The sequence below is a fragment of the Klenkia sp. AC732 genome (assembly GCF_979256525.1).
In genome coordinates, this window is record NZ_CEEDOS010000026.1 from 24,642 (window position 1) to 49,623 (window position 24,982).

Here is a 24,982-nt window from a genome sequence, read left to right on the forward strand (position 1 = left end):
GTCTCCGGGGTCAGGCGCAGCCGACGGCCGCCGGCAGCGGGGCCGGCACCCCGATGCCCGGCATGCCGAGCCCGACCCCCGTCGTCGTCGGGCGCACGCCGGCCTCCCCGGCGTCCCCGGCGCGGGTGCGGCGGTGCGAGAGCAGGGGGCCGTCAGCGAGCAGGAAGTGCGGCTTGCCGCCGGTCACCACCGTCTCGACGACGTCACCGGGGCGCACGCCCGGCGCCGAGGCGAAGTGCACCAGCCGGCCGTCCCGGGCCCGGCCGGACAGCCGGCCGCGGTCGGCGTCCTTGCTGCCCTCCCCCGAGGCCACCAGCAGCTCGACGGTGCGGCCGACGATGGCCTGGTTCTCGGCCCAGCTGATCTCGTCCTGGAGAGCGGTGAGGCGCATGTAGCGCTCCTGCACGACCTCCTTGGGCAGCTGGCCCTCCATGTCGGCGGCCGGCGTGCCGGGTCGCTTGGAGTACTGGAAGGTGAACGCGCTGGAGAACCGGCTGGCCGCGACGACGTCCAGGGTGCCCTGGAAGTCCGCCTCGGTCTCCCCGGGGAACCCCACGATGACGTCGGTGGTGATCGCGGCATCGGGCATCGCGGCCCGCACCCGGTCGATGATCCCCAGGTAGCGCTCGGCCCGGTAGCCGCGCCGCATCCGGCGCAGCACGTCGTCGGAGCCGGACTGCAGCGGCATGTGCAGCTGATGGCAGACCGCCGGGGTCTGCGCCATCGCCTCGATGACGTCGTCGGTGAACTCGCGCGGGTGCGGGCTGGTGAACCGGATGCGCTCCAGTCCCTCGATCCGGCCGGCGGAGCGCAGCAGGTCGGCGAAGGCGCCCCGCTCGCGGAACTCGACGCCGTAGGCGTTGACGTTCTGCCCCAGCAGGGTCACCTCGAGCACGCCCTGGTCGACCAGCGCCTGCACCTCGGCGAGCACGTCCCCGGGCCGGCGGTCGCGCTCCTTCCCGCGCAGCGCCGGCACGATGCAGAACGTGCAGGTGTTGTTGCAGCCCACGCTGATCGACACCCAGCCCGAGTGGGCACTGTCCCGCTTGGCCGGCAGGGAGCTGGGGAAGACCTCCAGGGCCTCCTTGATCTCGACCTGGGCCTCCGCGTTGTGCCGGGCACGGTCCAGCAGCGCCGGCAGCGAGCCCACGTTGTGGGTGCCGAAGACGACGTCGACCCAGGGGGCGCGGTCCACGATGGTGGCCCGGTCCTTCTGGGCCAGGCAGCCGCCCACGGCGATCTGCATGCCGGGGTGCCCGGCCTTCACCGGCCGCAGCTGACCCAGGTTGCCGTACAGCTTGTTGTCCGCGTTCTCCCGCACGGCGCACGTGTTCAGCACGACCACGTCGGCCTCGTCGCCGTCGCCGGCCGCGGTGTAGCCGGCGTCCTCCAGCAGGCCCGACAGGCGCTCGGAGTCGTGCACGTTCATCTGGCAGCCGTAGGTGCGGACCCGGTAGGTGCGGTGGCTCGGCTCGGTCTGGGTGCTCGTCATGACGACAGCGAGGGTACGGCGCCCAGCCGTGGGCGGGAGAGCGTGACCGACGCCTCGTGGTCACCGGGAACTCACGACGACGCCGCAGCTTCGTTACAGCTTCGTGATCGCCAGGGCCCGTTCCCGGAACCGGGGCCACCCTAGGGTCGGCGATCGTGACCAGCCCGACCACGACAGATCCGCTCGTCCGCCTGACCGGTGTCAACAAGTGGTTCGGCGATCTGCACGTGTTGCAGGACGTCGACCTGACCATCGACCGCGGCGAGGTCGTCGTCGTCATCGGTCCGTCCGGGTCGGGCAAGTCGACCCTGTGCCGCACGATCAACCGCCTCGAGTCCATCGAGCAGGGCGAGATCACCATCGACGGGACCCCGCTGCCCGCCGAGGGCAAGGAGCTGGCGGCGCTGCGCAGCGACGTCGGCATGGTGTTCCAGAGCTTCAACCTCTTCGCCCACAAGACGATCCTCGAGAACGTCACGCTGGGCCCGATCAAGGTCCGCAAGCAGTCCAAGGCAGCCGCCGAGAAGCGCGCCCGGGAACTGCTGGACCGGGTCGGCGTGGGCCACCAGGCCGACAAGGTGCCCGCCCAGCTCTCCGGCGGGCAGCAGCAGCGCGTGGCCATCGCCCGCGCACTGGCCATGGACCCCAAGGTGATGCTCTTCGACGAGCCCACCTCCGCCCTGGACCCCGAGATGATCAACGAGGTCCTCGAGGTCATGGTCGGGCTCGCCGCCGACGGCATGACGATGGTCGTGGTCACCCACGAGATGGGCTTCGCCCGCCGGGCCGCCAACCGGGTCGTGTTCATGGACGGCGGCCGGATCGTCGAGTCCAGCGACCCCGAGACCTTCTTCACGGCCCCCACCAGCGACCGGGCCAAGGACTTCCTGTCCAAGATCCTCAACCACTGACCCACCGCACCCCCACGAGAAGAGGACACATGCGTCTCACCAGGTACGCGGCTGCGGCCGCAGCTCTCGGCGTCGTGCTCACCGGCTGCTCCAGCGAAGCCGGCGACCAGGCCCAGGACGCGGCGGAGAACACCGTCGAGGTCCAGGAGGACGTCTCCTTCGAGGCCGGCACCACCATGGCCGAGATCAACGAGGCCGGCGTGCTCCGCGTCGGCACCAAGATCGACCAGCCCGGCTTCGGCCTGGCCAACACCGAGGGCACCCCCGAGGGCTTCGACGTCGAGATGGCGAAGATCATCGCCGCCGAGCTGGGCCTGTCCGAGGACCAGATCGAGTTCACCGAGACCGTGTCGGCGAACCGCGAGCCCTTCATCCAGAACGGCCAGGTCGACATCGTCATCGCGACGTACACGATCAACGACACCCGTAAGCAGGTCGTGGACTTCGCCGGGCCGTACTACGAGGCCGGGCAGGACATCATGGTCGCCTCGGGCAACCCCGAGGGCATCGAGGGCCCCGACGACCTCGCCGGCCTCAACGTCTGCTCGGTCGAGGGCTCGACCCCCGCGGAGAACATCCGGACGAACTACCCCGAGGCCACCCTCACGCTGTACGACGTCTACTCCAAGTGCGCCGACGACCTGCTCAACGGCAACGTCGACGCCGTGACGACGGACAACGTCATCCTCACCGGCCTCGTCGCCGGGAACCCGGACGCCTTCGAGCTCGTCGGCAACCCGTTCACCGAGGAGCCCTACGGCATCGGCCTGACCCTGGGCGACACCGAGTTCCGCGACTTCCTCAACGACACCCTCGAGCAGTCCTTCGAGGACGGTTCGTGGGAGGCCGCCTGGGACGCCACCGCCGGTGCCATCACCGGTGAGCCGGCGCCCGAGCCGCCGGCCGTCGACCGTCGACCGCTACTGATCCACCGACCGGGGCCGCCGGCGACCTGACGGGTCGTCGGCGGCCCCGGTCGCGCCACCCCCACTGACCGAGAGGAGCCCGGGTGTCGTTCCTGGCCGACAACTTCCCGCTGCTGCGGGACGCCTTCCTGACCACCCTGGCCCTGACCGTGGTCAGCGGACTGCTGGCCCTCGTGCTGGGCACCGTGCTGGTGGCCATGCGGGTGAGCCCGGTGGTGGCACTGCGGGGGCTGGCGACGTTCTACGTCGAGACCTTCCGCAACACGCCCCTCACCGTCGTCTTCTTCTTCCTGGCGTTCGGGATCGTGCAGATCGACCTGCAGTTCCCCAGCCGGTTCATCACCGCGGTCGCCGCGCTGTCGCTCTACACCGCCGCCTTCGTCTGCGAGGCGCTGCGGTCTGGCATCAACGCCGTGCCGCCCGGGCAGGCCGAGGCCGCGCGGGCACTCGGGCTGGACTTCCGGCAGAGCCTGACCACCGTGGTGCTCCCCCAGGCCTTCCGCACCGTCGTGCCGCCGCTGGGCAACGTGTGGATCGCGCTGGCGAAGAACACCTCCATCGCCGCCGGCTTCGCGGTCACCGACCTCACCGCCACGCTGCAGCGGCTGGCCAACGCCAACGCCGACCAGCTCGTGCTGGTCTTCGCCGCGGTGGTGGTCGGCTACCTGATCATCACGCTCCCCTCCGCATGGGGGATCCGTGTCCTCGAGCGTCGACTGGCGGTCCTGCGATGACCAGCGTCCTGTTCGACGTCCCCGGCCCGAAGGCCCGTCGCCGGCAGCGCCTGGGCACCGTCCTGGGCGGCGTCGTCGTGGCCGTCCTGGTGGGCCTGGTGCTCTGGCGGCTGGGCAGCAACGGCCAGCTGGACCCCTCCCGCTGGGCGGTGCTCTTCGACACCCGCACCAACGTGCCCCAGCGGCTGCTGGAGGCGCTGCTGAACACCCTGCAGGTGGCCGCCGTCGGGATGGTCGCCGCGACCGTGCTGGGCGCGTTCCTCGCCGTGGGCCGCCTGTCGGACCACGTGTGGGTGCGGGTGCCGATGACCGCGGTCATCGAGTTCTTCCGTGCGGTGCCGCTGCTGGTGCTGATCCTGTTCTGCTTCCTCTTCCTGCCCCAGGTCGGTGTCTCGATCAGTGCTTTCGGTGCGCTGGCGCTGGGCCTGACGCTCTACAACATGGCGGTGCTGGCCGAGATCATCCGGGCCGGGATCCTGTCGGTGGACCGCGGGCAGAGCGAGGCCGCCTACGGCCTGGGTCTGCGCAAGTGGCAGGTCATGACGTCGGTGCTGGTGCCCCAGGCCGTGCGCCGGATGCTGCCGGTGCTGGTGGCCCAGCTGGTGGTGCTGCTCAAGGACAGCTCGCTGGGCTTCATCGTGGGCTACCTGGAGCTGCTGCGGACCGCGCGGAGCCTGGTGGAGACGCTGAACTTCCAGTTCGGCCCGATCTACACCTTCCAGCTCTACGTGGCCGCCGGCCTGATCTACATCGTGGTCAACGTGCTGCTGTCCCAGCTGGCGAAGGCCATCGAGAAGCGGACCGACCGCAGTGCCAAGGTCGCCGCCACCACGGCCGTGGACATGACCGCCGGGACGCCGCCGGTCGCCGGGGACACCCAGCGGGTCTGACGCCACACACTCGGCCCCGGGAGCGCGCCGCTCCCGGGGCCGAGCCGTGTCCGGGGTGAGACTGGACCGGTCATGGACGACGACCCAGCAGCGCACGCCCTGCCCGCTCACGCCCCGCCCCCGCGCGCCCAGCCCACGCACGACCTGCCCGCTCACGACCTGCCCGCTCACGACCTGCCCGCTCACGCCACCGACGAGGTGGCCCTCCCGAGCCGGTCGGTCGCGGATCCCGAGCAGCTCTTCGTCAGCCGGCTACGGTCGGCGGCGCCGGGGTTCGCCTCGGCGGCGGGTGCCCAGTCCGCGGTCGTCCGCGAGGCGGTGCCGCCGGCCCGTCACCGGCGCTCGCGCTGCCGGGTGGTGCTGCGCTGGTCCGACGGCGACGAGTCCGACGTGACGTTCCTGGGCCCGGCTGCCGCTGCGCCTCCGGTCGGGGCGGCCGGTGGGACGGCCGCGCTCGCGGCGACCACGTCGGCGTTCGACGTGGCCATCCAGCAGTGGCTCACCGAGGGCCGCCCCTCCGACCCGCTGTGGCTTGTCGCGGACGAGGACTCCCCCGCCGGCACCGCTGTCGACGTCGCGGCCTGGTTGGCGCACTGATCCCGCTCCACCCCGCCGGCAGCTGATCGGCCGGACGGGGCGCAGCGCAGACGCCCTCCCGCCTGGGGCGGGGTCGGGCGTCAGCGGCCGCGGTTGCCGATGCTGCTGCGTCGCCGGGCCGCCGGACCCGACCGGGCGGCCGCGTCCTGGGTGAGGCCCTCGCCGACCTCGGTGTCGTCGTCGAGCAGCGGCGTGCCCGACCAGCGACCCAGTCGCACCGGCGTCTCGTCGACGTCCCCGGTCGGCGCGGCGGTGTCGGGCAGCTCCGGCGGGGCGTCGTCGGCGACGGCTGCGGCGTCCTCGGCCTGGCCGTCGGCTTCCAGGGCCTCCCGGACGACGATCGCCGCGAGCCCGCCGCCGTAGCCCTTGCGGGCGAGCATCCCGACGAGCCGCCGGGTGGCGGTCGCGGTGTCCAGCCGCCGCATCGAGGGCACCTTCTTGGCGACCAGTGCGCGAGCGGTGTCCCACTCGTCCTGCGGGTCCACGGCCTCCAGGGCGACCGCGGCCACCTCGGGGTCGATGCCCTTGGTCTTCAGCTCCTGGGCCAGCGCCCGCTTGGACAGCCCTCGTCCGGTCTGCCGGGAGCTGATCCAGGCCGCAGCGTAGGCGGCGTCGTCGACGAGCCCGACCTCCTGGAACCGGTCCAGGACGGCGGTGGCGGCGTCCTCGGGGACGTCGCGCTCGGCGAGCATGGTGGCCAGCTGCTGGCGGGTCTTCGCCGCACCGGTGAGTGCGGTGAGACAGAGCTGGCGGGCAGTGGCCTCGGGGTCCTCGAGCTCGGGGGCCGGTTCCCCGGCGGGTCGTCGAGGCCGGTCGAAGGAACCGGAGCGACCGCGGGCGGCGCCGGTACCGCCGGCGGCCCGCGCACGACGCCGCTCGTCGGCGGCCTCCTCCTCGGCAGCGGCCGCGGCGTCGAAGACGCGGGGGGCGTCGGGGTCCACCGGAGTGGGCTCCTCGACCTCGGCGTCGAGCTGGATGCCCCAGGTCTTCTGCCGCGACTTCTTCTTGCCACCGCTGCGGCCGAACCCGGAGGACCCGCCGTCACCGAACGAGCTGCCGCCCGAGGACCGCTTGCCGAAGCTCCCCGCGCCACTGCGCTGACCGAAGGAGCTGGAGGCGCCACCCGGTTCGGACCGGGCGAAGGAGCTGTTGCCGGAGCCGGGCTTCGGCCTCCCGAACGAGCTGTTGCCCGAGCCCCGCTTCGGGCTGCCGAGGGAGGAGCTCGTGCGACGCGGCGCGGCGGTCGGCTCCTCCTGACCGGACTCCTCCGACGTGCCCGCTGCCCCCGCGTCCACCGGGGCCGCCGGTGGACGTCCGGTGGGCTTGCGCGACCGCGTCGTCCCGCCCGCGGCCGAGCGACGCCGGGCCGGCCGCTCGGGCGCCGGGGTGTCCCCGGTGAGCTGGTCGAGGTCGACCACCCCGCCGGCGGACACCGACGGGGTCAGCGGGGCGGACAACACGTCCGCGTCGCGCTCGACCGCCCGTTCCCCGCCGCGACGAGGACGGGAGCTCGCGCTCTGGTCCTCGTCGCGGTCGGCGAACGGTGCCGGGTCCTGGCTCTCGTCGGCCCAGGGGTCCCAGCTGTCGACGTCCCGGGCGGGGTCGTGGTCCGAGGGAGCCACGGACCGACTCAGAAGTCGGCGGGAGCGGCGGCGGCCGGCGCGTCCAGCCGAGCACCGATGCCGAGCTTCTCCTTGATCTTCTTCTCGATCTCGTCGGCCAGGTCCGGGTTGTCCCGGAGGAAGCCGCGGGCGTTCTCCTTGCCCTGGCCCAGCTGGTCGCCGTCGTAGGTGTACCAAGCGCCGGACTTGCGCACGAAGCCCTGCTCGACGCCGATGTCGATGAGGCCGCCCTCACGGCTGAAGCCGGTGCCCCAGATGAGGTCCAGCTCGGCCTGCTTGAAGGGCGCGGCCACCTTGTTCTTGACGACCTTGATCCGGACCCGGCTGCCGACGGCGTCCGTGCCCGTCTTCAGGGTCTCGATGCGGCGGACGTCCAGCCGGACCGAGGAGTAGAACTTCAGCGCACGGCCACCGGTGGTGACCTCGGGCGAGCCGTAGACCACGCCCACCTTCTCGCGCAGCTGGTTGATGAAGATGCAGGTCGTGCCCGAGTTGCTCAGCGCACCGGTGATCTTGCGGAGGGCCTGGCTCATGAGGCGGGCCTGCAGACCGACGTGGCTGTCACCCATCTCGCCCTCGATCTCCGCGCGGGGCACCAGGGCCGCGACCGAGTCGATGACGATGAGGTCCAGCGCGCCGGAGCGGATCAGCATGTCCGCGATCTCCAGGGCCTGCTCACCGGTGTCGGGCTGGCTGATCAGCAGGGCGTCGGTGTCCACGCCGATGGCGCGGGCGTAGTCGGGGTCCAGCGCGTGCTCGGCGTCGATGAAGGCCACGATGCCGCCGGAGGCCTGGGCGTTGGCCACCGCGTGCAGGGCGACCGTCGTCTTGCCCGAGGCCTCGGGGCCGTAGACCTCGACCACGCGGCCGCGGGGCAGGCCGCCCACGCCCAGGGCGATGTCGAGGGCGATCGAGCCGGTCGGGATCACCTTCATGGCGACCTCGGGCGAGTCGCCCAGGCGCATGACGGAGCCCTTGCCGAACTGCTTGTCGATCTGGGCGAGGGCCATGTCGAGGGCCTTGTCGCGGTCCAGGGTTGCCATGGGGTCCACCTTCGGGTTCGTCGCGCTGGTGAGTCGTCCAGCTGCTGAGCGGGTCGGGACCGACGTTAGGGCGGGGGTCCGACAAAACCGGACGGTCGGAGGGATCTGTGGATCCACGATCGGCCTGTGGACGACAACGGTAGGACGAACACCTGTTCGAATCCAGCGACACGCCGGACGGGCGTGTCGCCCAGGGAGCGGGAGCTCAGTCCCGGGTGTCGTGCTCCGCCCGGGCGGCGTGCACCGCGGGCACGGCCGCCTCGACGAAGGTGATCAGCGCCAGCAGCCGGGGGGCCAGCTCGCGGCCGGCGTCGGTCAACCGGTACTCCACGTGCGGCGGGATGGTCGAGCGGACCTCGCGGTGCACCCAGCCGTCTCGCTCGAGGGTCTGCAGGCTCTGGGAGAGCATCTTCTCGCTCACCCCGTCGACCCGGCGGCGGAGCTCCCCGAAGCGGTGCGGCTGGTCCAGCAGTGCCGTCAGGGCCAGCAGCGACCACTTGCCGGTGACGTGCTCCAGAGCCTCGCGCGAGGTGCACCGACGCGAGAAGACGTCGGCAGCGAGCTGCTCGACGGGGTCCGCCGCGCGGTCCGGGGACGGGCGCGGGCCGGACGTGCTGACGCTCACGGCGCCCTCCTCTCGACGGGTGTGCAGATCAGTGTACGTTCTCGTCGAAAGCACTAACCGGGAGTTAGTGCACATCGAGAGGGAAGTGCCATGATCACCGTCACCGGAGCCACCGGCCAGCTCGGCCGTCTCGTCGTCACCAGCCTGCTCGAGGCCGGCACCCCGGCCGCCGAGGTCACCGCCCTCGTCCGCGACGCCGCCAGGGCCAGCGACCTGAGCGAGCTGGGCGTCGTCGTCACCGTCGCCGACTACAGCGACCGCGCCTCGCTGGACGCCGCCCTCGCCGGCACCGACCGGCTGCTGCTGGTGTCGGGCAGCGAGGTCGGTCAGCGGGTCGCCCAGCACACCAACGTCATCGAGGCTGCGAAGGCCGCCGGGGTCCAGCTGCTCGCCTACACCTCCGCCCCCCGCGCGCTCACCAGCTCCCTCGTCCTGGCCCCCGAGCACAAGGCCACCGAGGAGCTGCTGGCCGACAGCGGGCTGCCGGTCGTCGTGCTGCGCAACAACTGGTACTGGGAGAACTACGACGCCACGATCGGGCAGGCAGCGGCCACCGGCCGGCTGGCCGGCAGCACCCACGGCGGGGTCGTCTGGCCGGCGTCGCGCGCGGACTTCGCCGCAGCCGCCGTCGCCGTCCTCACCGCCCCCGAGGTCGCCCCGGCGACCATCGAGCTGGACGGGGACTCCCCCATGGCACTGGCCGACCTGGCCGCCGAGATCGGCCGGCAGACCGGCACCGGGGTCACCCACCAGGACCTGCCCACCGACGAGCACGTCGCCCTGCTGACCGGCGTCGGCCTGGACGAGGGCACCGCGGGCTTCGTGGCCGCGATCGACACCGGCATCGCCGCCGGCGAGCTGGACACCGGCGGGAAGGGCATCTCCGCCCTCACCGGCCGCCCCACCCGCACGCTGGCCGAGCACGTCGCGATCGTCCTGGGCCGCTGAGCCCTGGCGTCCCGGTGCGGGTCAGCGCACCCGCGCCGGGACGTCGAACTCCTCACAGACGGCCAACCAGACCGTCCGCACCGGGACACCGGCGTCGATGGCGCCCACCGCGCTGCGGCCACCGAGCTCGGCGAAGTGGTGGTCCCGGCTGATGCTCTCGGCCCGCAGGTCGCCGAACTGCTCCCGCATCCGTGTCCAGAACTCCTGCAGTCGCACGCCGACACGCTACCCGGGCGCCCCGGGCAGCGACGTGCGTCAGAGGCCCATGGACCGGCCGACGATCTCCTTCATGATCTCGTTCGTGCCGCCGTAGATGGACTGCACGCGGGCATCGCGCCAGGCCTTGGACACCGGGTACTCGGTCATGTACCCGTAGCCGCCGTGCAGCTGCAGGCAGCGGTCGGCGGCCTTGTTCTGCAGGTCCGTCGTCCACCACTTGGCCATCGCGGCGTCCGTGGCGGTCAGGTCACCGGCGTTGAGCTGGGTGATGCACTCGTCGACGAAGGTGCGCGCGATCGACACCTCGGTCTGCAGCTCGGCCAGGACGAACCGGCTGTTCTGGAAGCTGCCCACCGGCTTGCCGAAGGCCGTGCGGGTGGAGACGTACTCGACGGTCTGCGCGAGCACGGTCTCGGCCGCCGCCACCGCGCCGACCGCGATCGACAGCCGCTCCTGGGGCAGGTTCTCCATCAGGTGCAGGAACCCCCTGTCCTCGGTGCCCAGCAGGTTCTCCGCCGGCACCCGCACGTCCTCGAAGAACAGCTCCGCGGTGTCCTGGGCCTTGAGCCCGACCTTGTCCAGGTTGCGGCCGCGCACGAAGCCGGGCTGGTCCCGCTCGACCACCAGCAGGCTGGTGCCCCTGGACGCCGGGGCGTCGGGGTCGGTGCGGGCCACCACGATCACCAGGTCGGCGTTGATGCCGTTGGTGATGAACGTCTTGGAGCCGTTGAGCACCCAGCCCTCGCCGTCCCGCCGGGCGGTGGTCGTGATGCCCTGCAGGTCGCTGCCGGTGCCCGGCTCGGTCATCGCGATCGCGGTGATGAGCTCACCGCTGCACACCCCGGGCAGCCACCGGGCCTGCTGCTCGGGCGTGGCCAGGTCCCGCAGGTAGGGGCCGGTGACGTCGTTGTGCAGGGTGAAGCCGACGCCGCTGGCGCCGATCCGCTGCAGCTCCTCCCCGAGGACGGCGTTGTAGCGGAAGTCCCGGACCCCGCCCCCGCCGTGTTCCTCGGGCAGGTCCATCCCCAGCAGGCCCTGGGCGCCGCCGGCCGTCCAGACCTCGCGCGGCACGATGCTGTCGCGCTCCCACTGGTCGTGGAAGGGCACGACGTTCTTCTCCAGGAAGGTCCGCGCGGTGTCGCGGAAGGCATCGTGGTCGGCCTCGTACAGGTGACGGCGCATGGCCCGAGAGTGACAGACAGCGCTGACTGTTTCCAGCCCTCCACCAGGCGGTCCTGTCGTACCCCTGTGGACACTGGAGGACGTGGCACAGCAGCCGTCCGCGCTCGACCGGTTCTCCGAGCCCACCAGGGCCTGGTTCACCGGCGCCTTCGACCGCCCGACGACGGCGCAGGAGGGTGCCTGGCAGGCGATCAGCAGCGGTGAGCACGCCCTCGTCGTGGCCCCGACCGGCTCGGGCAAGACCCTGGCGGCGTTCCTGTGGTCGCTGGACCGGTTGGCCTCCACCCCACCGGCCGACGAGAAGACCCGCTGCCGCGTCCTCTACGTGTCCCCGCTCAAGGCCCTGGCCGTCGACGTGGAACGCAACCTGCGTGCCCCGCTGACCGGCATCGGCCAGGCGGCCGCCCGACTGGGCCTGCCCCGGCCGGAGATCACCGTCGGCATCAGGTCCGGGGACACCCCCGCCGACGAGCGCCGGGCCTTCGTCCGCCGCCCCACCGACATCCTGATCACCACCCCGGAGTCGCTGTTCCTGCTGCTGACCAGCCAGGCCCGGGAGGCCCTGCGCGGGGTCGAGACGGTGATCATCGACGAGGTGCACGCGGTCTGCGCCAGCAAGCGCGGGGCGCACATGGCCGTCTCGCTGGACCGGCTGGACACGCTGCTGGACAAGCCGGCGCAGCGGATCGGGCTGTCGGCAACGGTGCGGCCGATCGACGAGGTGTCGACCTTCCTGGCCGGTGGCCGGCCCGTGCAGGTCGTCGCCCCGCCGTCGACCAAGAAGTGGGACCTCTCGGTCGTCGTGCCGGTCGAGGACATGAGCCAGCTCGGCCAGCCCGCCGGCGAGCTGGAGGGCTCGGCCGCCGGGGGGCAGCCCCGGACCTCGATCTGGCCGGCGGTCGAGGAGCGGGTGCTGGACCTCATCGAGGCACACCGCTCCACCATCGTGTTCGCCAACTCGCGCCGACTGGCCGAGCGGCTCACCAGCCGGCTCAACGAGCTGGCCTACGAGCGGGCCACCGGGGAGACCGTCCCCGCCGGGGCGGACGCGGCGCAGCTGATGGCCCAGTCCGGGGGTGGCGGCGGGCTGCCGCCGGACGCCAAGCCGGTCGCCTCCGCCCACCACGGGTCGGTCTCGCGGGAGCAGCGCGCGGTGGTGGAGGAGGCGCTGAAGTCCGGGCAGCTGCCTGCCGTCGTCGCCACGTCCTCGCTGGAGCTGGGCATCGACATGGGCGCGGTGGACCTGGTCATCCAGGTCGAGTCCCCGCCGAACGTGGCCTCGGGCCTGCAGCGGGTGGGCCGGGCCGGGCACCAGGTCGGCGCGGTCAGCCGCGGGGTGCTGTTCCCCAAGTTCCGCGGCGACCTGGTGCAGTCCGCCGTCGTGGCCGAGCGGATGAAGTCCGGCGAGATCGAGTCCATCCGCTACCTGCGCAACCCCCTCGACGTGCTCGCCCAGCAGATCGTCGCCATCGTGGCGGTGCCCCCGCAGACCGGCGAGGGCGTCACGGTCGACGAGGTCGCCGGGATCCTGCGCCGCTCGGCGGCGTTCGCCTCGCTGCCGGACTCCGCCCTGCACGCGGTGCTGGACATGCTCGCCGGCCGCTACCCCTCCGACGCCTTCGCCGAGCTGCGGCCCCGGCTGACCTGGGACCGGGTCACCGACACCCTCACCCCCCGCACCGGCGCGCAGCGGCTCGCCGTCACCAGCGGCGGCACGATCCCCGACCGCGGGCTCTTCGGCGTCTTCATCGTCTCCGGTGGCGGGGAGACCGGTGGACGGCGCGTCGGTGAGCTCGACGAGGAGATGGTCTACGAGTCCCGGGTGGGCGACGTCTTCCTGCTGGGCTCCTCCTCGTGGCGGATCGAGGAGATCACCCACGACCGGGTGCTCGTCACCCCCGCGCCCGGGCAGCCCGGGAAGATGCCGTTCTGGCACGGCGACACCCTGGGCCGCCCGCTGGAGCTGGGCCGGGCGCTGGGCGCGTTCCTGCGCGAGGTCGGCGGCGCCACCCCGGCCGCCGGGCTCGAGCGGGCCCGGGCCGCCGGCCTGGACGACTGGGGCGCGGCCAACCTGCAGGCCTACCTGGCCGAGCAGAAGGCCGCCACCGGCCACCTGCCCGACGACCGCACGCTGCTGGTCGAGCGGTTCCGCGACGAGCTGGGCGACTGGCGGCTGGTGGTGCACTCCCCCTTCGGCGCCCAGGTCAACGCCCCGTGGGCCCTCGTGCTGGCCGCCCGGCTGCGGGAGCGCTACGGGGTGGACGTCGCCTCGATGCACGCCGACGACGGCATCGTGCTGCGGCTGCCCGACACCACCGGCGAGCCGCCCGAGGCCGACCTCGCGATCCTGGACCCCGACGACGTCGAGCGGGAGGTCACCGCCGAGGTCGGCAACTCGGCGCTGTTCGCCAGCCGCTTCCGGGAGTGCGCGGCCCGGGCGCTGCTGCTCCCCCGCCGCGACCCGCGCCGGCGCACCCCGCTGTGGCAGCAGCGCCAGCGCGCAGCCCAGCTGCTCAGCGTGGCCAGCGAGTTCTCCTCCTTCCCGATCACCCTGGAGGCGGTCCGGGAGGTGCTGCAGGACGTCTACGACGTGCCGGGCCTGGTCGAGCTGATGAGCGACGTGCGCTCCCGCCGGGTGCGGGTCGCCGACGTGCAGACCCAGTCCGCCTCACCCTTCGCCCAGTCGCTGCTGTTCGGCTACGTCGGTCAGTTCATCTACGAGGGCGACGCCCCGCTGGCCGAGCGGCGCGCCCAGGCACTGGCGCTGGACACCGGCCTGCTGGCCGAGCTGCTGGGCCGCTCCGAGCTGCGCGAGCTGCTCGACGGCGACGCGCTCACCGAGATCGAGGCCGAGCTGCAGCGGCTGCCCACCGACCGGCACCCCCGCGACGTCGACGCCGGCGCCGACCTGCTGCGCGTGGTCGGCGACCTGACCACCGAGGAGGCGGCCGCCCGGGGGGTCAGCCAGGAGTGGCTGGAGGAACTGGTCGTGTCCCGGCGCGCGCTGCGGGTGCGCATCGCCGGGCAGGACCGGCACATCGCGATCGAGGACGCCGGCCGGTTGCGGGACGCGCTGGGCACCGCGCTCCCGGTCGGGGTGCCCGAGGTGTTCACCGAGCCGGTCGCCGACCCCCTGGGTGACCTGGTCGGCCGGTACGCCCGGACGCACGGCCCGTTCGTGCCCGGTGAGGTCGCCGACCGGCTGGGCCTGGGCGTCGCGGTGGTGACCACGACGATCGGGCGCCTGGTCGGCACCGGCCGCATCGTCACCGGGGAGTTCCGGCCCGGTGGCGTGGGCCAGGAGTGGTGCGACGCCGAGGTGCTGCGCTCCATCCGGCGGCGCAGCCTGGCCAAGCTGCGTCAGGAGGTCGAGCCCGTCCCGATCGAGACGCTGGCCCGGTACACGCCGTCCTGGCAGTCGGTGGGCAGCCGGATGCGCGGGGTCGACGGCGTGCTGGCCGTCGTCGAGCAGCTGGCCGGCGCGCTGGTGCCCGCCTCGGCGCTGGAGTCGCTGGTGCTGCCCTCCCGGGTGCAGGGCTACCAGCCGGGGATGCTCGACGAGCTGACCAGCGCCGGTGAGGTGCTGTGGGCCGGCGCCGGCGGGCTGGCCGGCGGCGACGGCTGGATCACCCTGGTCCCGGCCGACCTGGCCTCCCTGCTGCTGCCCGAGCCGCCGCTCGGCGCCCAGGACGAGGGCGGGGTGGGCCAGCAGGTGCTGGAGGAGCTCGCCGGCGGGCAGGCGCTGTTCTTCCGCGGCCTGTCCGACCGGGTGGGTGCCACCGACGACCAGGCGTTCGCCGAGACGGTCTGGGACCTCGTGTGGGCCGGCGCGCTGACCAACGACACCCTGGCCCCGCTACGGGCCCGGTTGGCCGGCGGCGGAGCGCACAAGAAGGCCCCGGCGGCGCCCCGGCCGAGGCTGGACCGGACCCGGTACGGACGCACCCGGGTCGGCCGCCCGGCGATGCCCAGCCGGACCGGGCCGCCCATGGTCGCCGGCCGCTGGTCCCGGCTGCCGGACCTGGAGACGAACTCGACCAAGCGGAACAACGCCCGCACCGAGTCGCTGCTGGAGCGGCACGGGGTGCTCACCCGGGGCGCCGTCATGGCCGAGCAGGTGCTGGGGGGCTTCTCTGCGGTCTACCCGATCCTGCGGGCCTACGAGGAGAACGGCCGGGCCCGCCGCGGCTACTTCGTGGAGACCCTCGGAGCCGCCCAGTTCGGCACCCCGGGCTCGATCGACCGGCTGCGCAGCTTCGCCAGCCCCGACCGGAACCCGGTCCCCGCCGTCGTGCTGGCCGCGACCGACCCGGCCAACGTCTACGGCGCGGCCCTGCCGTGGCCCGAGCGGCCCGGCGCCCCGGGCGCCCCCGGTGCTGCCGACCCGGACGTCGAGGCCGTCGACCTGGGCGAGGGCACCACGAAGAAGCGGGCCCAGACCGGCCACCGCGCCGGGCGCAAGGCCGGCGCCCTGGTGGTCCTCGTGGACGGCGAGCTGACGCTCTACGTCGAGCGCGGCGGGAAGACCCTGCTGTCCTGGACCGAGGACGAGACGCGGCTCAAGGAGGCCGCGACCGCGCTGTCCAACGCGGTCGCCGCCGGCGCGCTGGGCCGGATGACGGTGCAGAAGGCCGACGGGGCCTCGGTGCACGAGTCCGGTCCGCTCACCGAGGCACTGCAGGCGGCCGGGTTCTCCGCCACCCCCCGGGGGCTGCGACTGCGCGGCTGAACCGCCGGCGCCGAGTCGACACGTCGACACCTTGACTCGGCGACTCGGCGACTCGGCGCTCCGTCTCCCCCCAGGTGCCCCGCCGGCCCCGAGGGACCCACTGCTCCCCGGCCGACCGCCCGTCACCGGGCTCGTCCGGCGACCCGTCGACTCACCGTCGGGGACGCAACCAGCGACCCAGCCGCCGGGTCAGGAAGGGCATGAACACGTACCCCAGCGAGAGCACCACCACGCAGGCGTAGAAGAGCGCCCGCAGCACGAGGGGCCAGTGGCCGACGACGGGTGCGACGAGGGACTGCAGCACCAGTTGCAGCCCGAAGACCACGGTGATCGTCAGCAGGGTCAGCCGGGTCCGGGAGGGCCCGTCGGCGCGGTCGGGGGCGGTGAAGAAGCTCTCCAGGCCGCTGACCCGGGAGTACCGCGACCGGTCCACCATGCCGCTGCACCGCGCCAGCGCCTCGTGCCGCTCCGGGGAGCGTTCCCACCCGGCCAGGGCGTCGCGGTCGTGGAACCGGTAGACCAGGTGGTACTCGGTGCTACCTGCCCCCGGGCGCAGCAGGGTGGAGCCCAGGTGACCGGGGAAGGTGCCGGCCAGCGCCATGATCTCGGCCGCCCAGCGCTCGAAGTCCTCGGCCTGGTCCGGGCGCACCAGCCGGGCCGCGGTCACCGTGACCGGCTGGGTGTCGGGCACGGGAGAGCGGCGGCGGGGCACGCCGGACAGCGTCCCCCAGCACGGACCTCCCCGGGAGGGTCTAGGAGCGTGAGGCCGGACGCAGCCAGCGGCCGGAGACCCGGGTCAGGGCCGGCATCACCACGAAGCGCAGGCCGGTGACGACGACCAGCGCCGAGGACAGCAACCGGACCGGCCACGGCCAGTCGGCCACCAGCGGCTCGAGCAGCAGGTGGAACGTCGAGGTGAGCAGGAAGACCCCGAGCACCGTCAGCAGCACGATCCGCCAGGCCGGGGCCGGCGGCGTCGCGGCGGCGAAGAAGCCCTCCAGGCCCGACACCCGGGCGAAACGCTCGTCCTGCACCAGCCCGCCGAGCCGGGCGACCATCGCGGCCCGCTCCGGCGAGCGCTCCCAGCCGGCCAGCGCATCGGCGTCGGCGAACCGGTAGACCAGGTGGTACTCGTCGCTGCCGGGTCCCGGGCGCAGTGTCGAGGACCCCAGGTGACCGGGGAAGGTGGCGGCCAGCGCCTGCACCTCGGTGGCCCACTGCTCGAAGGCCTCGCGGCGCTCGGGCCGCACGACCCGGGCCGCCGTCACGGTGACGGGCTGGGCCGCCACGGTGTTCTCACTGAATCGGGTGCGCACGAGATGCCTCAGCGCTGAGAGACCCTCATCCGTTCCCGGGTGTCGGGGGGCTCACAACCCGGGGACCATGGGGCGGTGCCCGAGGGAGACACCGTCTGGTTGGCGGCCAAGCGGATGGACGCGGTGCTGCACGGCGCCACCCTCACCCGCGGCGAGTTGCGTGTGCCCCAGCTGGCCGCGGTCGACCTGGCGGGCGCCACCGTCACCGAGGTGGTCCCCCGGGGCAAGCACATGCTCATCCGCTTCGCCGACGGCCGCACCCTGCGCACGCACTACCGGATGGACGGCAGCTGGCACCTCTACCGGCCCGGCACGCCCTGGCGCGGTGGTCCGGCGTTCAGCATCCGGGCCCTGCTGACCACCAGCGAGTGGCAGTGCGTCGGGTACCGGCTGCACGACATGACGATCGTGCCCACCGCCGACGAGGCCTCGGTCGTCGGCCACCTGGGCCCGGACGTGCTGGGCCCGGACTGGGACCTGGAGGAGGCGCTGCGCCGACTGCGCGCCCGGCCCGACGAGCAGATCGGCGTCGCCGTGCTGGACCAGCGCAACCTCGCCGGACTGGGGAACCTCTACAAGGTCGAGACGCTCTTCCTCGCCGGGGTCAACCCGTGGGCCCGGGTGGCCGACGTCCCGGACCTGCCCGGGCTCGTCGAGCGGGGTCGCGCGCTGATGCTGCTCAACCGCGACCGTCCCGAGCAGGCCACCACCGGGGACCTGCGCCGCGGCCAGGACCACTGGGTGGCCGGCCGCAAGGGCCGCCCCTGCCGCCGCTGCGGGACGACGATCCAGCTCGGCGACCAGGGCCCGGACCTGCAGGAGCGGGTCACCTGGTGGTGCCCCCGCTGCCAGGCCGGGCCACAGCCGGTGGACCCGCGGGCCCGGACCGGTCTGCCCGGCACCGAGGCCCGTCGGGCCCGGTACTGAGACGCCGACGGCCGCCGTCCCCCGGAGGGGACGACGGCCGTCGGCGCGGGCGGTACCGGTGTCAGCTGTGCGACTCCGGGCGCTCCACGGGCTGGGCGACCGGCTGCTCGGCCGGCTGGCCCTGCGGGGTGCCCTGGCCGATGGCGCCGGCCGGCTGGGTGCCACCGGTGACGGCCTGCTGGCCCGCTCCGGCACCCCCGCCCATCCCGGCGCGGATCTGCTGCAGGCGTGAGGCACCGGCGACGTCGAGGGTGGCCTTCTGCACCTCGAGCATCCGGCCCTCGACCGAGTTCTGCGCCAGCTCGGCCTGACCGAGGGCGTTGGCGTACCGACGCTCGATCTTGTCGCGGACCTCGCCCAGGTTGGGCGTGTTGCCCGGCGCGGAGAGCTCGTTGACGCTCTTGATCGAGGCGGACACCTGCTCCTGCATCTTGGCCTGCTCCAGCTGGGACAGCAGCTTGGTGCGCTCGGCCAGGATCGTCTGCAACCGCATCCGGCTCTGCTCGACGGCGCCCTTGGCCTGCTCGGCGGCCTGGAGGGCCTCGTCGTGGCTGCGCTTGAGGTCCTCGACGGACTGCTCGGCGCTGACCAGCTGGGTGGCGAAGGCCTGGGCGGCGTTCTCGTACTCGGCGGCCTTGGCGGGGTCACCGGCGGAGCGGGTCTGGTCGGCGAGGGCCAGGGCCTGCTGGGCCGAGCCCTGCAGCTGCTCGACCTCGGTGAGCTGGCGGCTGAGCCGCATCTCCAGCTGACGCTGGTTGCCCAGCACCGCCGCGGCCTGGTTGGCCAGCGACTGGTGACGCTGCTGCTCACCCTCGATCGCCTGTGCGATCTGGATCTTGGGGTCGGCACGCTCGTCGATCTGCGCGTTCGCCGACGCCGTGAGGTACTTCCAGAACTTCACGAACGGGTTGGGCATGGTTCCTCCTGGTCCGGTGCACACGTCCCGGGCGGGCCGGCGCGCGCCGCGGGCGACGACGTCGTCCTCCATCGTCCCAGCACACCGCGGCCCCGCACCACCACGGCACCCCGGAGGGTGGCGCGCCGCTAGGGTCCGGCCCATGCTGACCGTCCTCGGCGAGCTCATCGTCGACCTCATCCCGGTGCCCGGGGCCGACGCCGGGGACGAGGGCACCGCCCCGCAGTTCGTGGCCCGCCCGGGCGGCAACGCCCTCAACGTCGCCGTCGCCGCCGGGCGCCTGGGGCACCCGGTGCACCTGCTGGCCCGGTTCGGCACCGGGCCGTTGGCCGGCAACCTGCGGCGGCACGCGGAGCTCGCCGGTGTCGACGTGAGCCGGTCGGTCACCTCCGGCGACCCGGTCAGCCTGGCCGTGGTGGGTCTGGCTCCCGACGGGTCAGCCGACTACGGCTTCCACGTGCTCGGCGCCGCCGACTGGCAGTGGACCGACGACGAGGTCGCTGCCGCGTGGCCGGCCGGGAGCAACGCGCTGCACGTCGGGTCGATCTCCTCCTGGACCGCACCGGGCAGCGAGGCCGTCGCCGGGCTGGCCGAGCGCCTGCACGCCGACGGGTCCGCGCTGGTCAGCGTCGACCCCAACGTGCGCGTCTCGCTGGCCGAGGGCTTCGGCAACACCGGGGACGCCGTCCGGGCGCGGCTGGAGCGCCTGCTCGCCGTCGCCGACGTGGTCAAGGTGAGCGCCGAGGACCTGGCCTGGCTGGAGCCGGGGACCGCACAGGACGAGGCCGGCCTGGACGAGGCCGCGCAGCGGTGGGCCGAGCGTGGCCCGGCCCTGCTGGTGCTGACCGATGGCGGTGCCCCGCTGCGGGTGGCCCGGCCCGGCCGCCCCCTGCTGCGGCACACCCCGCCGACGGTGACCGTCGCCGACACCGTGGGGGCCGGGGACTCCCTCGCCGCGGGCCTGCTCACCGGTCTGCTGGAGGCCGGGGTGACCACCCGGGCCGCGCTGGACGCGGTGCCGGAGGACCTGCTGGAGCGGGTCGTCGCCGACGCGGCGCTGGTGGCGGCACTGTGCTGCACCCGGGTGGGGGCGGACCCGCCGACCCGGGCGGACCTCGACGCCGCCCGCGGGTAGGACCCGCACGCACGACGAGGGCCCCGCACCGGCAGGTGCGGGGCCTTCGTCGTGCAGCCGGTCAGGCGGCGGTGCTGCCCGACCCGCCGGTGCGCTCACCGGTCAGTCCGCCGGCCGCCTCGGCGACCTGCTCCTGCCGGTCCTCGTCGGCCATCCGGGTCAGCTCGGCCCCGGCCTGCTCGTCGCGGGTCAGGTTGACCCCGGACTCCGGGTCGAAGACGTGCACCTTGCGGCTGTCGAGCCAGAACTCGGCGTCCCGGCCCTCGCGGATCCGGCTCGAGGCGTCGATCGAGACGATCGCCTGGGTGCGCAGCTCCTCGCTGTCCAGTTCCTTGGACAGCTCCCGCAGCCGGTCCCGGATGGTGTCCGGGGCGTCGTAGGGGATGTAGGCGTACTGCTGGTCGCCCAGCCACTCGGTGACGTCGACCCGGGCGGTGAACGTGGACCCCAGGTGCTTCTTGGCGTCGTCGACGAGCGAGGCGTCCTCGAAGTACTCCGGGCGGATGCCGACCAGCAGCAGGTCGTGACCGGCGACCGCCGCCGCCCGGCGCTCGTCGAGCTCGATGGTGCCGAACGGCGTCGTCAGCGTGGACCCCTGCACCGTGGCCGGCAGGAAGTTCATCGGCGGCGAGCCGATGAACCCGGCGACGAACAGGTTGACCGGCTGCTCGTACAGCTCGCGCGGGGAGGCGACCTGCTGGATGGAGCCCTTGCGCAGCACGCAGACCCGGTCGCCCAGGGTCATGGCCTCCGTCTGGTCGTGGGTGACGTAGACGGTGGTGATGCCCAGCCGGCGCTGCAGCCGGGCGATCTCGGTGCGCATCTGCCCGCGCAGCTTGGCGTCCAGGTTGGACAGCGGCTCGTCGAAGAGGAAGGCCTCGGCCTGCCGGACGATCGCGCGGCCCATGGCCACCCGCTGGCGCTGGCCACCGGAGAGGTTGGCCGGCTTGCGCTCCAGGTGCTCGTGCAGCTCCAGGACGTCGGCGGCCTCCTTGACCAGGCGGTCCACCTTGTCGTCGGGGGTCTTGGCCAGCCGCAGCGGGAAGGCGATGTTCTCGTAGACGCTCATGTGCGGGTAGAGGGCGTAGTTCTGGAAGACCATCGACAGGTTGCGGTCCCGCGGGGCCTTGTCGTTGACCCGGTCGCCGCCGATGACCATGTCGCCGGAGGTGATGTCCTCCAGGCCCACGATCATCCGCAGCAGCGTGGACTTCCCGCAGCCGGAGGGGCCCACCAGGATCATGAACTCGCCGTCGGCGATGTCCAGGCTGATGTCGTTCACGGCGGGGAACCCGTCGCCGTACTTCTTGACGATGTTCTTCATCTGGATCGAGGCCATCGTGGACTCCTTGCGAGGTCGGGGGTCGGGCTGAGGGGTGGGCCGGTCAGCCCTTGACGGCACCGTTGGTCAGGCCGGCGACGATGCGGCGCTGGAAGACCAGCACCAGCACGACGACGGGGATCGTCACGATGACGGCGGCCGCGGCGATCGCGCCGGTGGGGTCCTCGAACTGCGAGGCCCCGGAGAACAGGCCCAGCGCAGCCGGGACCGGCCGGGAGGCGCCGGTCGAGGTCAGCGAGATGCCGTAGACGAAGTCGTTCCAGGCGATGAAGAAGGCGATGATCGCGGTGGTGAACACCCCGGGCGCCGCCAGCGGCACGATCACCTTGCGGAACGCCTGCCAGGTGGTGGCCCCGTCGACCTGGGCGGCCTGCTCCATCTCCCAGGGGATCTCGCGGAAGAACGCCGACATGGTCCAGATCGACAGCGGCAGGGTCAGCGACAGGTAGGGGATGATCAGCCCGGGCCAGGTGTCGTACAGCCCGATCTGGCGCCACAGGTTGAACAGCGGCGTGACGATCGAGATGACCGGGAAGATGGCCACCGCCAGCGCCGTCCCGAGGATGAACTTCTTGCCCGGGAAGTCCAGCCGGGCGATCGCGTAGGCCGCGAACATCGACAGCACGCAGCTGATGAAGGTCGCGATCAGGCAGATGCCGAAGCTGTTGCGCAGCGCCGGCAGGAACAGGTCGCTGGCCTCCCCGTTCAGGATCAGGCCGTAGTTCTCGGTGGAGAACACCGTCGGCAGGAACGAGCCGTTGGCCAGGTCACTGGGCGCCTTGAACGACAGCGACACGATCCACGCGATGGGCGACAGCGCGTAGAGGGCGATCGCGACGCCGGCGACGATCCACCAGCTCTTCTCCTTGGTCGACATCAGCCGTCCCCTCGTGCCTGGGCCAGGTCGACCTTGAAGCCCTTGATGAAGATGAACGCGATCAGCACCACGACGATGAACAGCAGCACCGAGACCGCCGAACCCAGCCCGATCTCCAGCCGGGAGATGGTCTGCCGGTAGGCCAGGAACGACACCGACTCGGTGTTGTTGGCCCCCGCCGTCATCACGAAGATCGAGTCGAAGACGCGGAAGGCGTCCAGCGTGCGGAACAGCAGGGCGACCATGATCGCGGCCTTCATGTTCGGCAGCGTGACCCGGCGCATCCGCTGCCACCAGGTGGCCCCGTCGACCTGGGCGGCCTCCTGCAGCACCTCGGGCACCTGGGCCAGCCCGGCCAGCAGGAGCAGCGAGATGAACGGGGTGGTCTTCCAGATCTCGGCCAGGCAGATGACGAACAGCGACGTCCCGGTGTCACCGAACCAGTCGGTGTCGGCGCCGACACCGGGGATCCAGGCGAACCAGCTGTTGACGAACCCGGTGTTGATGTCGAAGGCGAACTGCCAGGCGAACGCCGAGACCACGGTGATGACGGCGTAGGGGATGAGGATGACCGCCCGCAGGAACGGCCGGATCGCCTTCAGCGCCTTGTTCATCACCATCGCCAGGGCGAAGCCGAGCACCAGCTCGACGGCCACGGTGACCACGGTGATGAAGGCCGTCACGAGGATCGCGGTCCACCACAGCGAGTCGGTGAGGATCACCAGGTAGTTGCTCAGACCGGTGAACGAGCGGTTCTCCGGGTCGGTGAGCCGGTAGTCGAACAGCGAGTCGTAGAACGCCTGGGCGATCGGGTACGCGGTGACCAGCAGCATCACCGCCAGCGCCGGGCCGGCCAGCATCCAGCCGAGCTTGCGCTCGGCCTTGGCCCGGTCGCTCACGAACGCCTTGGGCTTGGAGACCGGCTCGGTCTTCGGCGCCGGCGGGAGCGTCGTCGTACTCACAGCAGCTGCTCCTTCCGCAGGACGGCTTCGATGAGCTCGGTCGCGTCCTGCGGCGTCTGCTCGGGGTCGATGGCGGCGGTGGGGTGGTACTCGCGCTGCAGCCCGCCCGAGACCTCGCTGTAGTACGGGGTCTGCGGGCGGGGTGCGGCCTGCTGCAGGGACTGCAGGATCACCGGCGCCTGGGGGAACTCCTCGAGCACCTCGGGGTCGTCGTAGACCGCGGTGTCGGAGGCCGGGTTGCCGTTGCTGACGAAGTAGTAGGCCTGGTTCTCCGTCGTGGTGATGCACTCGGTGGCCTCGTAGGCCAGGTCGGTGTGCTCGCTGTAGGCCCCGACGCCCAGGTTGATCCCGCCGTAGGGCGGGGCGGCCTCGACGCCCTCGTCGACCTGGGGGTAGACCGCGGCCGCGTAGTCGTCGACGACGGACTGGTCCAGCGTCCCGGCCTCCACCGCGGCCAGGCCGCGGGGGTAGACGAACGGGTAGTTGACCATGAAGCCGCCCTGGTCGGACTCGAAGCCGGTGGCCGTGGAGTCCTCGTTGGCGGTCGACAGTGCCGGCCCGACCTGGCCGGAGGTCGAGATGTCGCGCATGACCTCGGCGGCCCGGATGCCCTCCTCCGACGTCAGGCCCAGCTGGATCTGCTCGGGGTCGGTGGAGTTCTCGGCGATGATCGAACCGCCGGCGCTCTCGATGAGGGCGTTGAACCACACGGTCAGCGCCTCGGCCCGGATGCCCTGCACACCCAGCAGCACGTCCTGGTCCTGCGCGGCGGTGATCAGCTGGTCCCAGGTGACCGGCTGGGTCATGTCCAGCCCGGCGGCCTCGGCGACCGACGTGCGGTACCAGAGCACCTGGGTGTTGGCCCACCACGGGACGGCGACCAGCTCGTCGTCCCAGGTGGAGCCCTCGATGGCGCTTTCCACGACGTCCTCGGTGACCCGCTCGGCGACGTCCTCGGGCACCGGGGCCAGGAAGCCGGCCTGGGCGAACTCCGGGATGAACGGCGGGTCCAGGCTCATGATGTCGATCGAGGCGTCGTTGGCCGCCAGCCGGCGGACCAGCTGCTCGCGCTGCGCACTGGCCTCGCGGGGCAGCACCGAGGTGGTGATCGTGTACCGACCACCGGCGGCCTCCGTGCACCGGGCGGCCAGCTCGGCCTGCCCGCCGGAGTCGGGGTTCGTGTACCAGACGAGCTCGGGGACCCCGCTGTCGCCGCTGCCGCAGGCGGCCAGCCCGGACGCCAGGACGACCGCCGCAGCGCCCGCCCCCAACGCCCGCCGGGCCCTCCCCCGCGGCACGGCGGTTCGCCGTCCCCTGGTCTGGTCTGCGCTCTCAGGCACCCTGCAACCGCCTCCGTCGACGTCCAGCGGCCGGTGGGCCGCGGCGGGCCGGGCGGCGTGTTGATCACCACCCGGTCCGGCGACTGTGACCCAGGTCAAGTGCGCCGTCAAGCTGGAGTCCAGGCTGTTGCCAGTTCGTTGCCAGCGCCGTGTGGGAGTCCGTGGGGACCCGTCCGGGTGTGCTCGGTCCGGCCTGGTCAGAGCCCCGTCCGGAGCTGTCGATCACGCTGCGCGCCGGGCGTCGACCCG

22 protein-coding genes are annotated in these 24,982 nt (G+C 72.8%); 9 read left to right on the forward strand and 13 right to left on the reverse strand.

Going from position 1 to position 24,982, the window contains the following annotated elements; genetic code table 11:
* Positions 1-10 precede the first annotated feature (10 nt).
* Positions 11-1,492, reverse strand: coding sequence for a tRNA (N6-isopentenyl adenosine(37)-C2)-methylthiotransferase MiaB (gene miaB, locus AC0IVP_RS13660; RefSeq protein ID WP_471757199.1), 1,482 nt, complete (start codon positions 1,490-1,492; stop codon positions 11-13).
* A 155-nt stretch (positions 1,493-1,647) separates the two neighbouring features.
* Between miaB and AC0IVP_RS13665 the strand changes: the two genes are divergently transcribed.
* From AC0IVP_RS13665 to AC0IVP_RS13685, 5 genes are all read left to right on the forward strand, one after another.
* Positions 1,648-2,403 (forward strand): amino acid ABC transporter ATP-binding protein, encoded by a 756-nt coding sequence (locus tag AC0IVP_RS13665; protein ID WP_056291548.1) that lies wholly within the window; start codon positions 1,648-1,650, stop codon positions 2,401-2,403.
* Positions 2,404-2,432: 29 nt separating this feature from the next.
* Positions 2,433-3,359 (forward strand): glutamate ABC transporter substrate-binding protein, encoded by a 927-nt coding sequence (locus AC0IVP_RS13670; protein ID WP_471757201.1) that lies wholly within the window; start codon positions 2,433-2,435, stop codon positions 3,357-3,359.
* Positions 3,360-3,412: 53 nt separating this feature from the next.
* The gene (locus AC0IVP_RS13675; protein ID WP_056291543.1) at positions 3,413-4,063 is read left to right on the forward strand and encodes an amino acid ABC transporter permease; all 651 of its coding nucleotides are present in this window, start codon (positions 3,413-3,415) and stop codon (positions 4,061-4,063) included.
* Positions 4,060-4,953, forward strand: a complete 894-nt coding sequence (locus AC0IVP_RS13680; protein ID WP_471757203.1) for an amino acid ABC transporter permease — start codon at positions 4,060-4,062, stop codon at positions 4,951-4,953. Before AC0IVP_RS13675 ends, AC0IVP_RS13680 begins: the two co-directional genes overlap by 4 nt.
* 72 nt (positions 4,954-5,025) lie before the next feature.
* Entirely contained in the window at positions 5,026-5,550 is a 525-nt protein-coding gene (locus AC0IVP_RS13685; protein WP_471757205.1) for a hypothetical protein, read from the forward strand.
* Positions 5,551-5,630: 80 nt separating this feature from the next.
* Here the strand turns inward: AC0IVP_RS13685 and AC0IVP_RS13690 are convergent, their stop codons facing one another.
* The 3 genes from AC0IVP_RS13690 to AC0IVP_RS13700 all read right to left on the reverse strand — a co-directional run bounded on the left by AC0IVP_RS13690 (position 5,631) and on the right by AC0IVP_RS13700 (position 8,840).
* Positions 5,631-7,172 carry a regulatory protein RecX gene (locus AC0IVP_RS13690; protein WP_471757207.1) on the reverse strand — a complete coding sequence of 514 codons (1,542 nt, stop codon included), beginning with the start codon at positions 7,170-7,172 and terminating at the stop codon, positions 5,631-5,633.
* Between the two features lie 8 nt (positions 7,173-7,180).
* The gene (gene recA, locus AC0IVP_RS13695) at positions 7,181-8,215 is read right to left on the reverse strand and encodes a recombinase RecA (protein WP_056291535.1); all 1,035 of its coding nucleotides are present in this window, start codon (positions 8,213-8,215) and stop codon (positions 7,181-7,183) included.
* 205 nt (positions 8,216-8,420) lie between these two features.
* Positions 8,421-8,840 carry a winged helix-turn-helix transcriptional regulator gene (locus AC0IVP_RS13700; protein WP_056291533.1) on the reverse strand — a complete coding sequence of 140 codons (420 nt, stop codon included), beginning with the start codon at positions 8,838-8,840 and terminating at the stop codon, positions 8,421-8,423.
* Between the two features lie 90 nt (positions 8,841-8,930).
* Between AC0IVP_RS13700 and AC0IVP_RS13705 the strand changes: the two genes are divergently transcribed.
* Positions 8,931-9,788 carry an NAD(P)H-binding protein gene (locus AC0IVP_RS13705; RefSeq protein WP_471757209.1) on the forward strand — a complete coding sequence of 286 codons (858 nt, stop codon included), beginning with the start codon at positions 8,931-8,933 and terminating at the stop codon, positions 9,786-9,788.
* Positions 9,789-9,809: 21 nt separating this feature from the next.
* Here AC0IVP_RS13705 and AC0IVP_RS13710 read toward each other — a convergent pair whose 3' ends face one another.
* Together AC0IVP_RS13710 and AC0IVP_RS13715 are read right to left on the reverse strand one after the other, a co-directional pair.
* A complete protein-coding gene (locus AC0IVP_RS13710; protein WP_471757211.1) occupies positions 9,810-10,004 on the reverse strand; it encodes a DUF3046 domain-containing protein in 195 nt (64 codons plus the stop codon).
* Between the two features lie 39 nt (positions 10,005-10,043).
* A complete protein-coding gene (locus tag AC0IVP_RS13715; RefSeq protein ID WP_471757213.1) occupies positions 10,044-11,189 on the reverse strand; it encodes an acyl-CoA dehydrogenase family protein in 1,146 nt (381 codons plus the stop codon).
* Between the two features lie 82 nt (positions 11,190-11,271).
* Here AC0IVP_RS13715 and AC0IVP_RS13720 point away from each other — a divergent pair, with 82 nt between their 5' ends.
* On the forward strand, positions 11,272-15,918 hold the full coding sequence (locus AC0IVP_RS13720; RefSeq protein ID WP_471757215.1) for an ATP-dependent helicase: 4,647 nt from the start codon (positions 11,272-11,274) through the stop codon (positions 15,916-15,918).
* A gap of 151 nt (positions 15,919-16,069) precedes the next feature.
* On the opposite strand, the gene AC0IVP_RS13725 is transcribed toward AC0IVP_RS13720, so the two are convergent.
* Both AC0IVP_RS13725 and AC0IVP_RS13730 read right to left on the reverse strand, forming a co-directional pair.
* Positions 16,070-16,630: an antibiotic biosynthesis monooxygenase gene (locus tag AC0IVP_RS13725; RefSeq protein WP_471757217.1), complete on the reverse strand. Its 561-nt coding sequence runs from the start codon at positions 16,628-16,630 to the stop codon at positions 16,070-16,072.
* Positions 16,631-16,670: 40 nt separating this feature from the next.
* Positions 16,671-17,234: an antibiotic biosynthesis monooxygenase gene (locus AC0IVP_RS13730; RefSeq protein WP_056291520.1), complete on the reverse strand. Its 564-nt coding sequence runs from the start codon at positions 17,232-17,234 to the stop codon at positions 16,671-16,673.
* A gap of 75 nt (positions 17,235-17,309) precedes the next feature.
* Between AC0IVP_RS13730 and AC0IVP_RS13735 the strand changes: the two genes are divergently transcribed.
* Positions 17,310-18,161 carry a DNA-formamidopyrimidine glycosylase family protein gene (locus tag AC0IVP_RS13735; RefSeq protein ID WP_471757219.1) on the forward strand — a complete coding sequence of 284 codons (852 nt, stop codon included), beginning with the start codon at positions 17,310-17,312 and terminating at the stop codon, positions 18,159-18,161.
* Between the two features lie 61 nt (positions 18,162-18,222).
* Here AC0IVP_RS13735 and AC0IVP_RS13740 read toward each other — a convergent pair whose 3' ends face one another.
* Positions 18,223-19,077 carry a PspA/IM30 family protein gene (locus tag AC0IVP_RS13740; protein ID WP_056291516.1) on the reverse strand — a complete coding sequence of 285 codons (855 nt, stop codon included), beginning with the start codon at positions 19,075-19,077 and terminating at the stop codon, positions 18,223-18,225.
* 142 nt (positions 19,078-19,219) lie between these two features.
* Here AC0IVP_RS13740 and AC0IVP_RS13745 point away from each other — a divergent pair, with 142 nt between their 5' ends.
* Positions 19,220-20,212, forward strand: a complete 993-nt coding sequence (locus AC0IVP_RS13745) for a carbohydrate kinase family protein (RefSeq protein ID WP_471757221.1) — start codon at positions 19,220-19,222, stop codon at positions 20,210-20,212.
* Between the two features lie 61 nt (positions 20,213-20,273).
* Here AC0IVP_RS13745 and AC0IVP_RS13750 read toward each other — a convergent pair whose 3' ends face one another.
* Genes AC0IVP_RS13750 through AC0IVP_RS13765 form a run of 4 tightly spaced genes read right to left on the reverse strand, consistent with a single transcriptional unit; the run spans position 20,274 to position 24,691 of the window.
* Positions 20,274-21,551, reverse strand: a complete 1,278-nt coding sequence (locus tag AC0IVP_RS13750; RefSeq protein ID WP_056291513.1) for an ABC transporter ATP-binding protein — start codon at positions 21,549-21,551, stop codon at positions 20,274-20,276.
* Between the two features lie 46 nt (positions 21,552-21,597).
* Positions 21,598-22,431 (reverse strand): carbohydrate ABC transporter permease, encoded by an 834-nt coding sequence (locus AC0IVP_RS13755; RefSeq protein WP_056291511.1) that lies wholly within the window; start codon positions 22,429-22,431, stop codon positions 21,598-21,600.
* A complete protein-coding gene (locus AC0IVP_RS13760) occupies positions 22,431-23,393 on the reverse strand; it encodes a carbohydrate ABC transporter permease (RefSeq protein ID WP_056291509.1) in 963 nt (320 codons plus the stop codon). Before AC0IVP_RS13760 ends, AC0IVP_RS13755 begins: the two co-directional genes overlap by 1 nt.
* Positions 23,390-24,691, reverse strand: coding sequence for an extracellular solute-binding protein (locus tag AC0IVP_RS13765; RefSeq protein WP_235564574.1), 1,302 nt, complete (start codon positions 24,689-24,691; stop codon positions 23,390-23,392). Before AC0IVP_RS13765 ends, AC0IVP_RS13760 begins: the two co-directional genes overlap by 4 nt.
* Positions 24,692-24,982 lie beyond the last annotated feature (291 nt).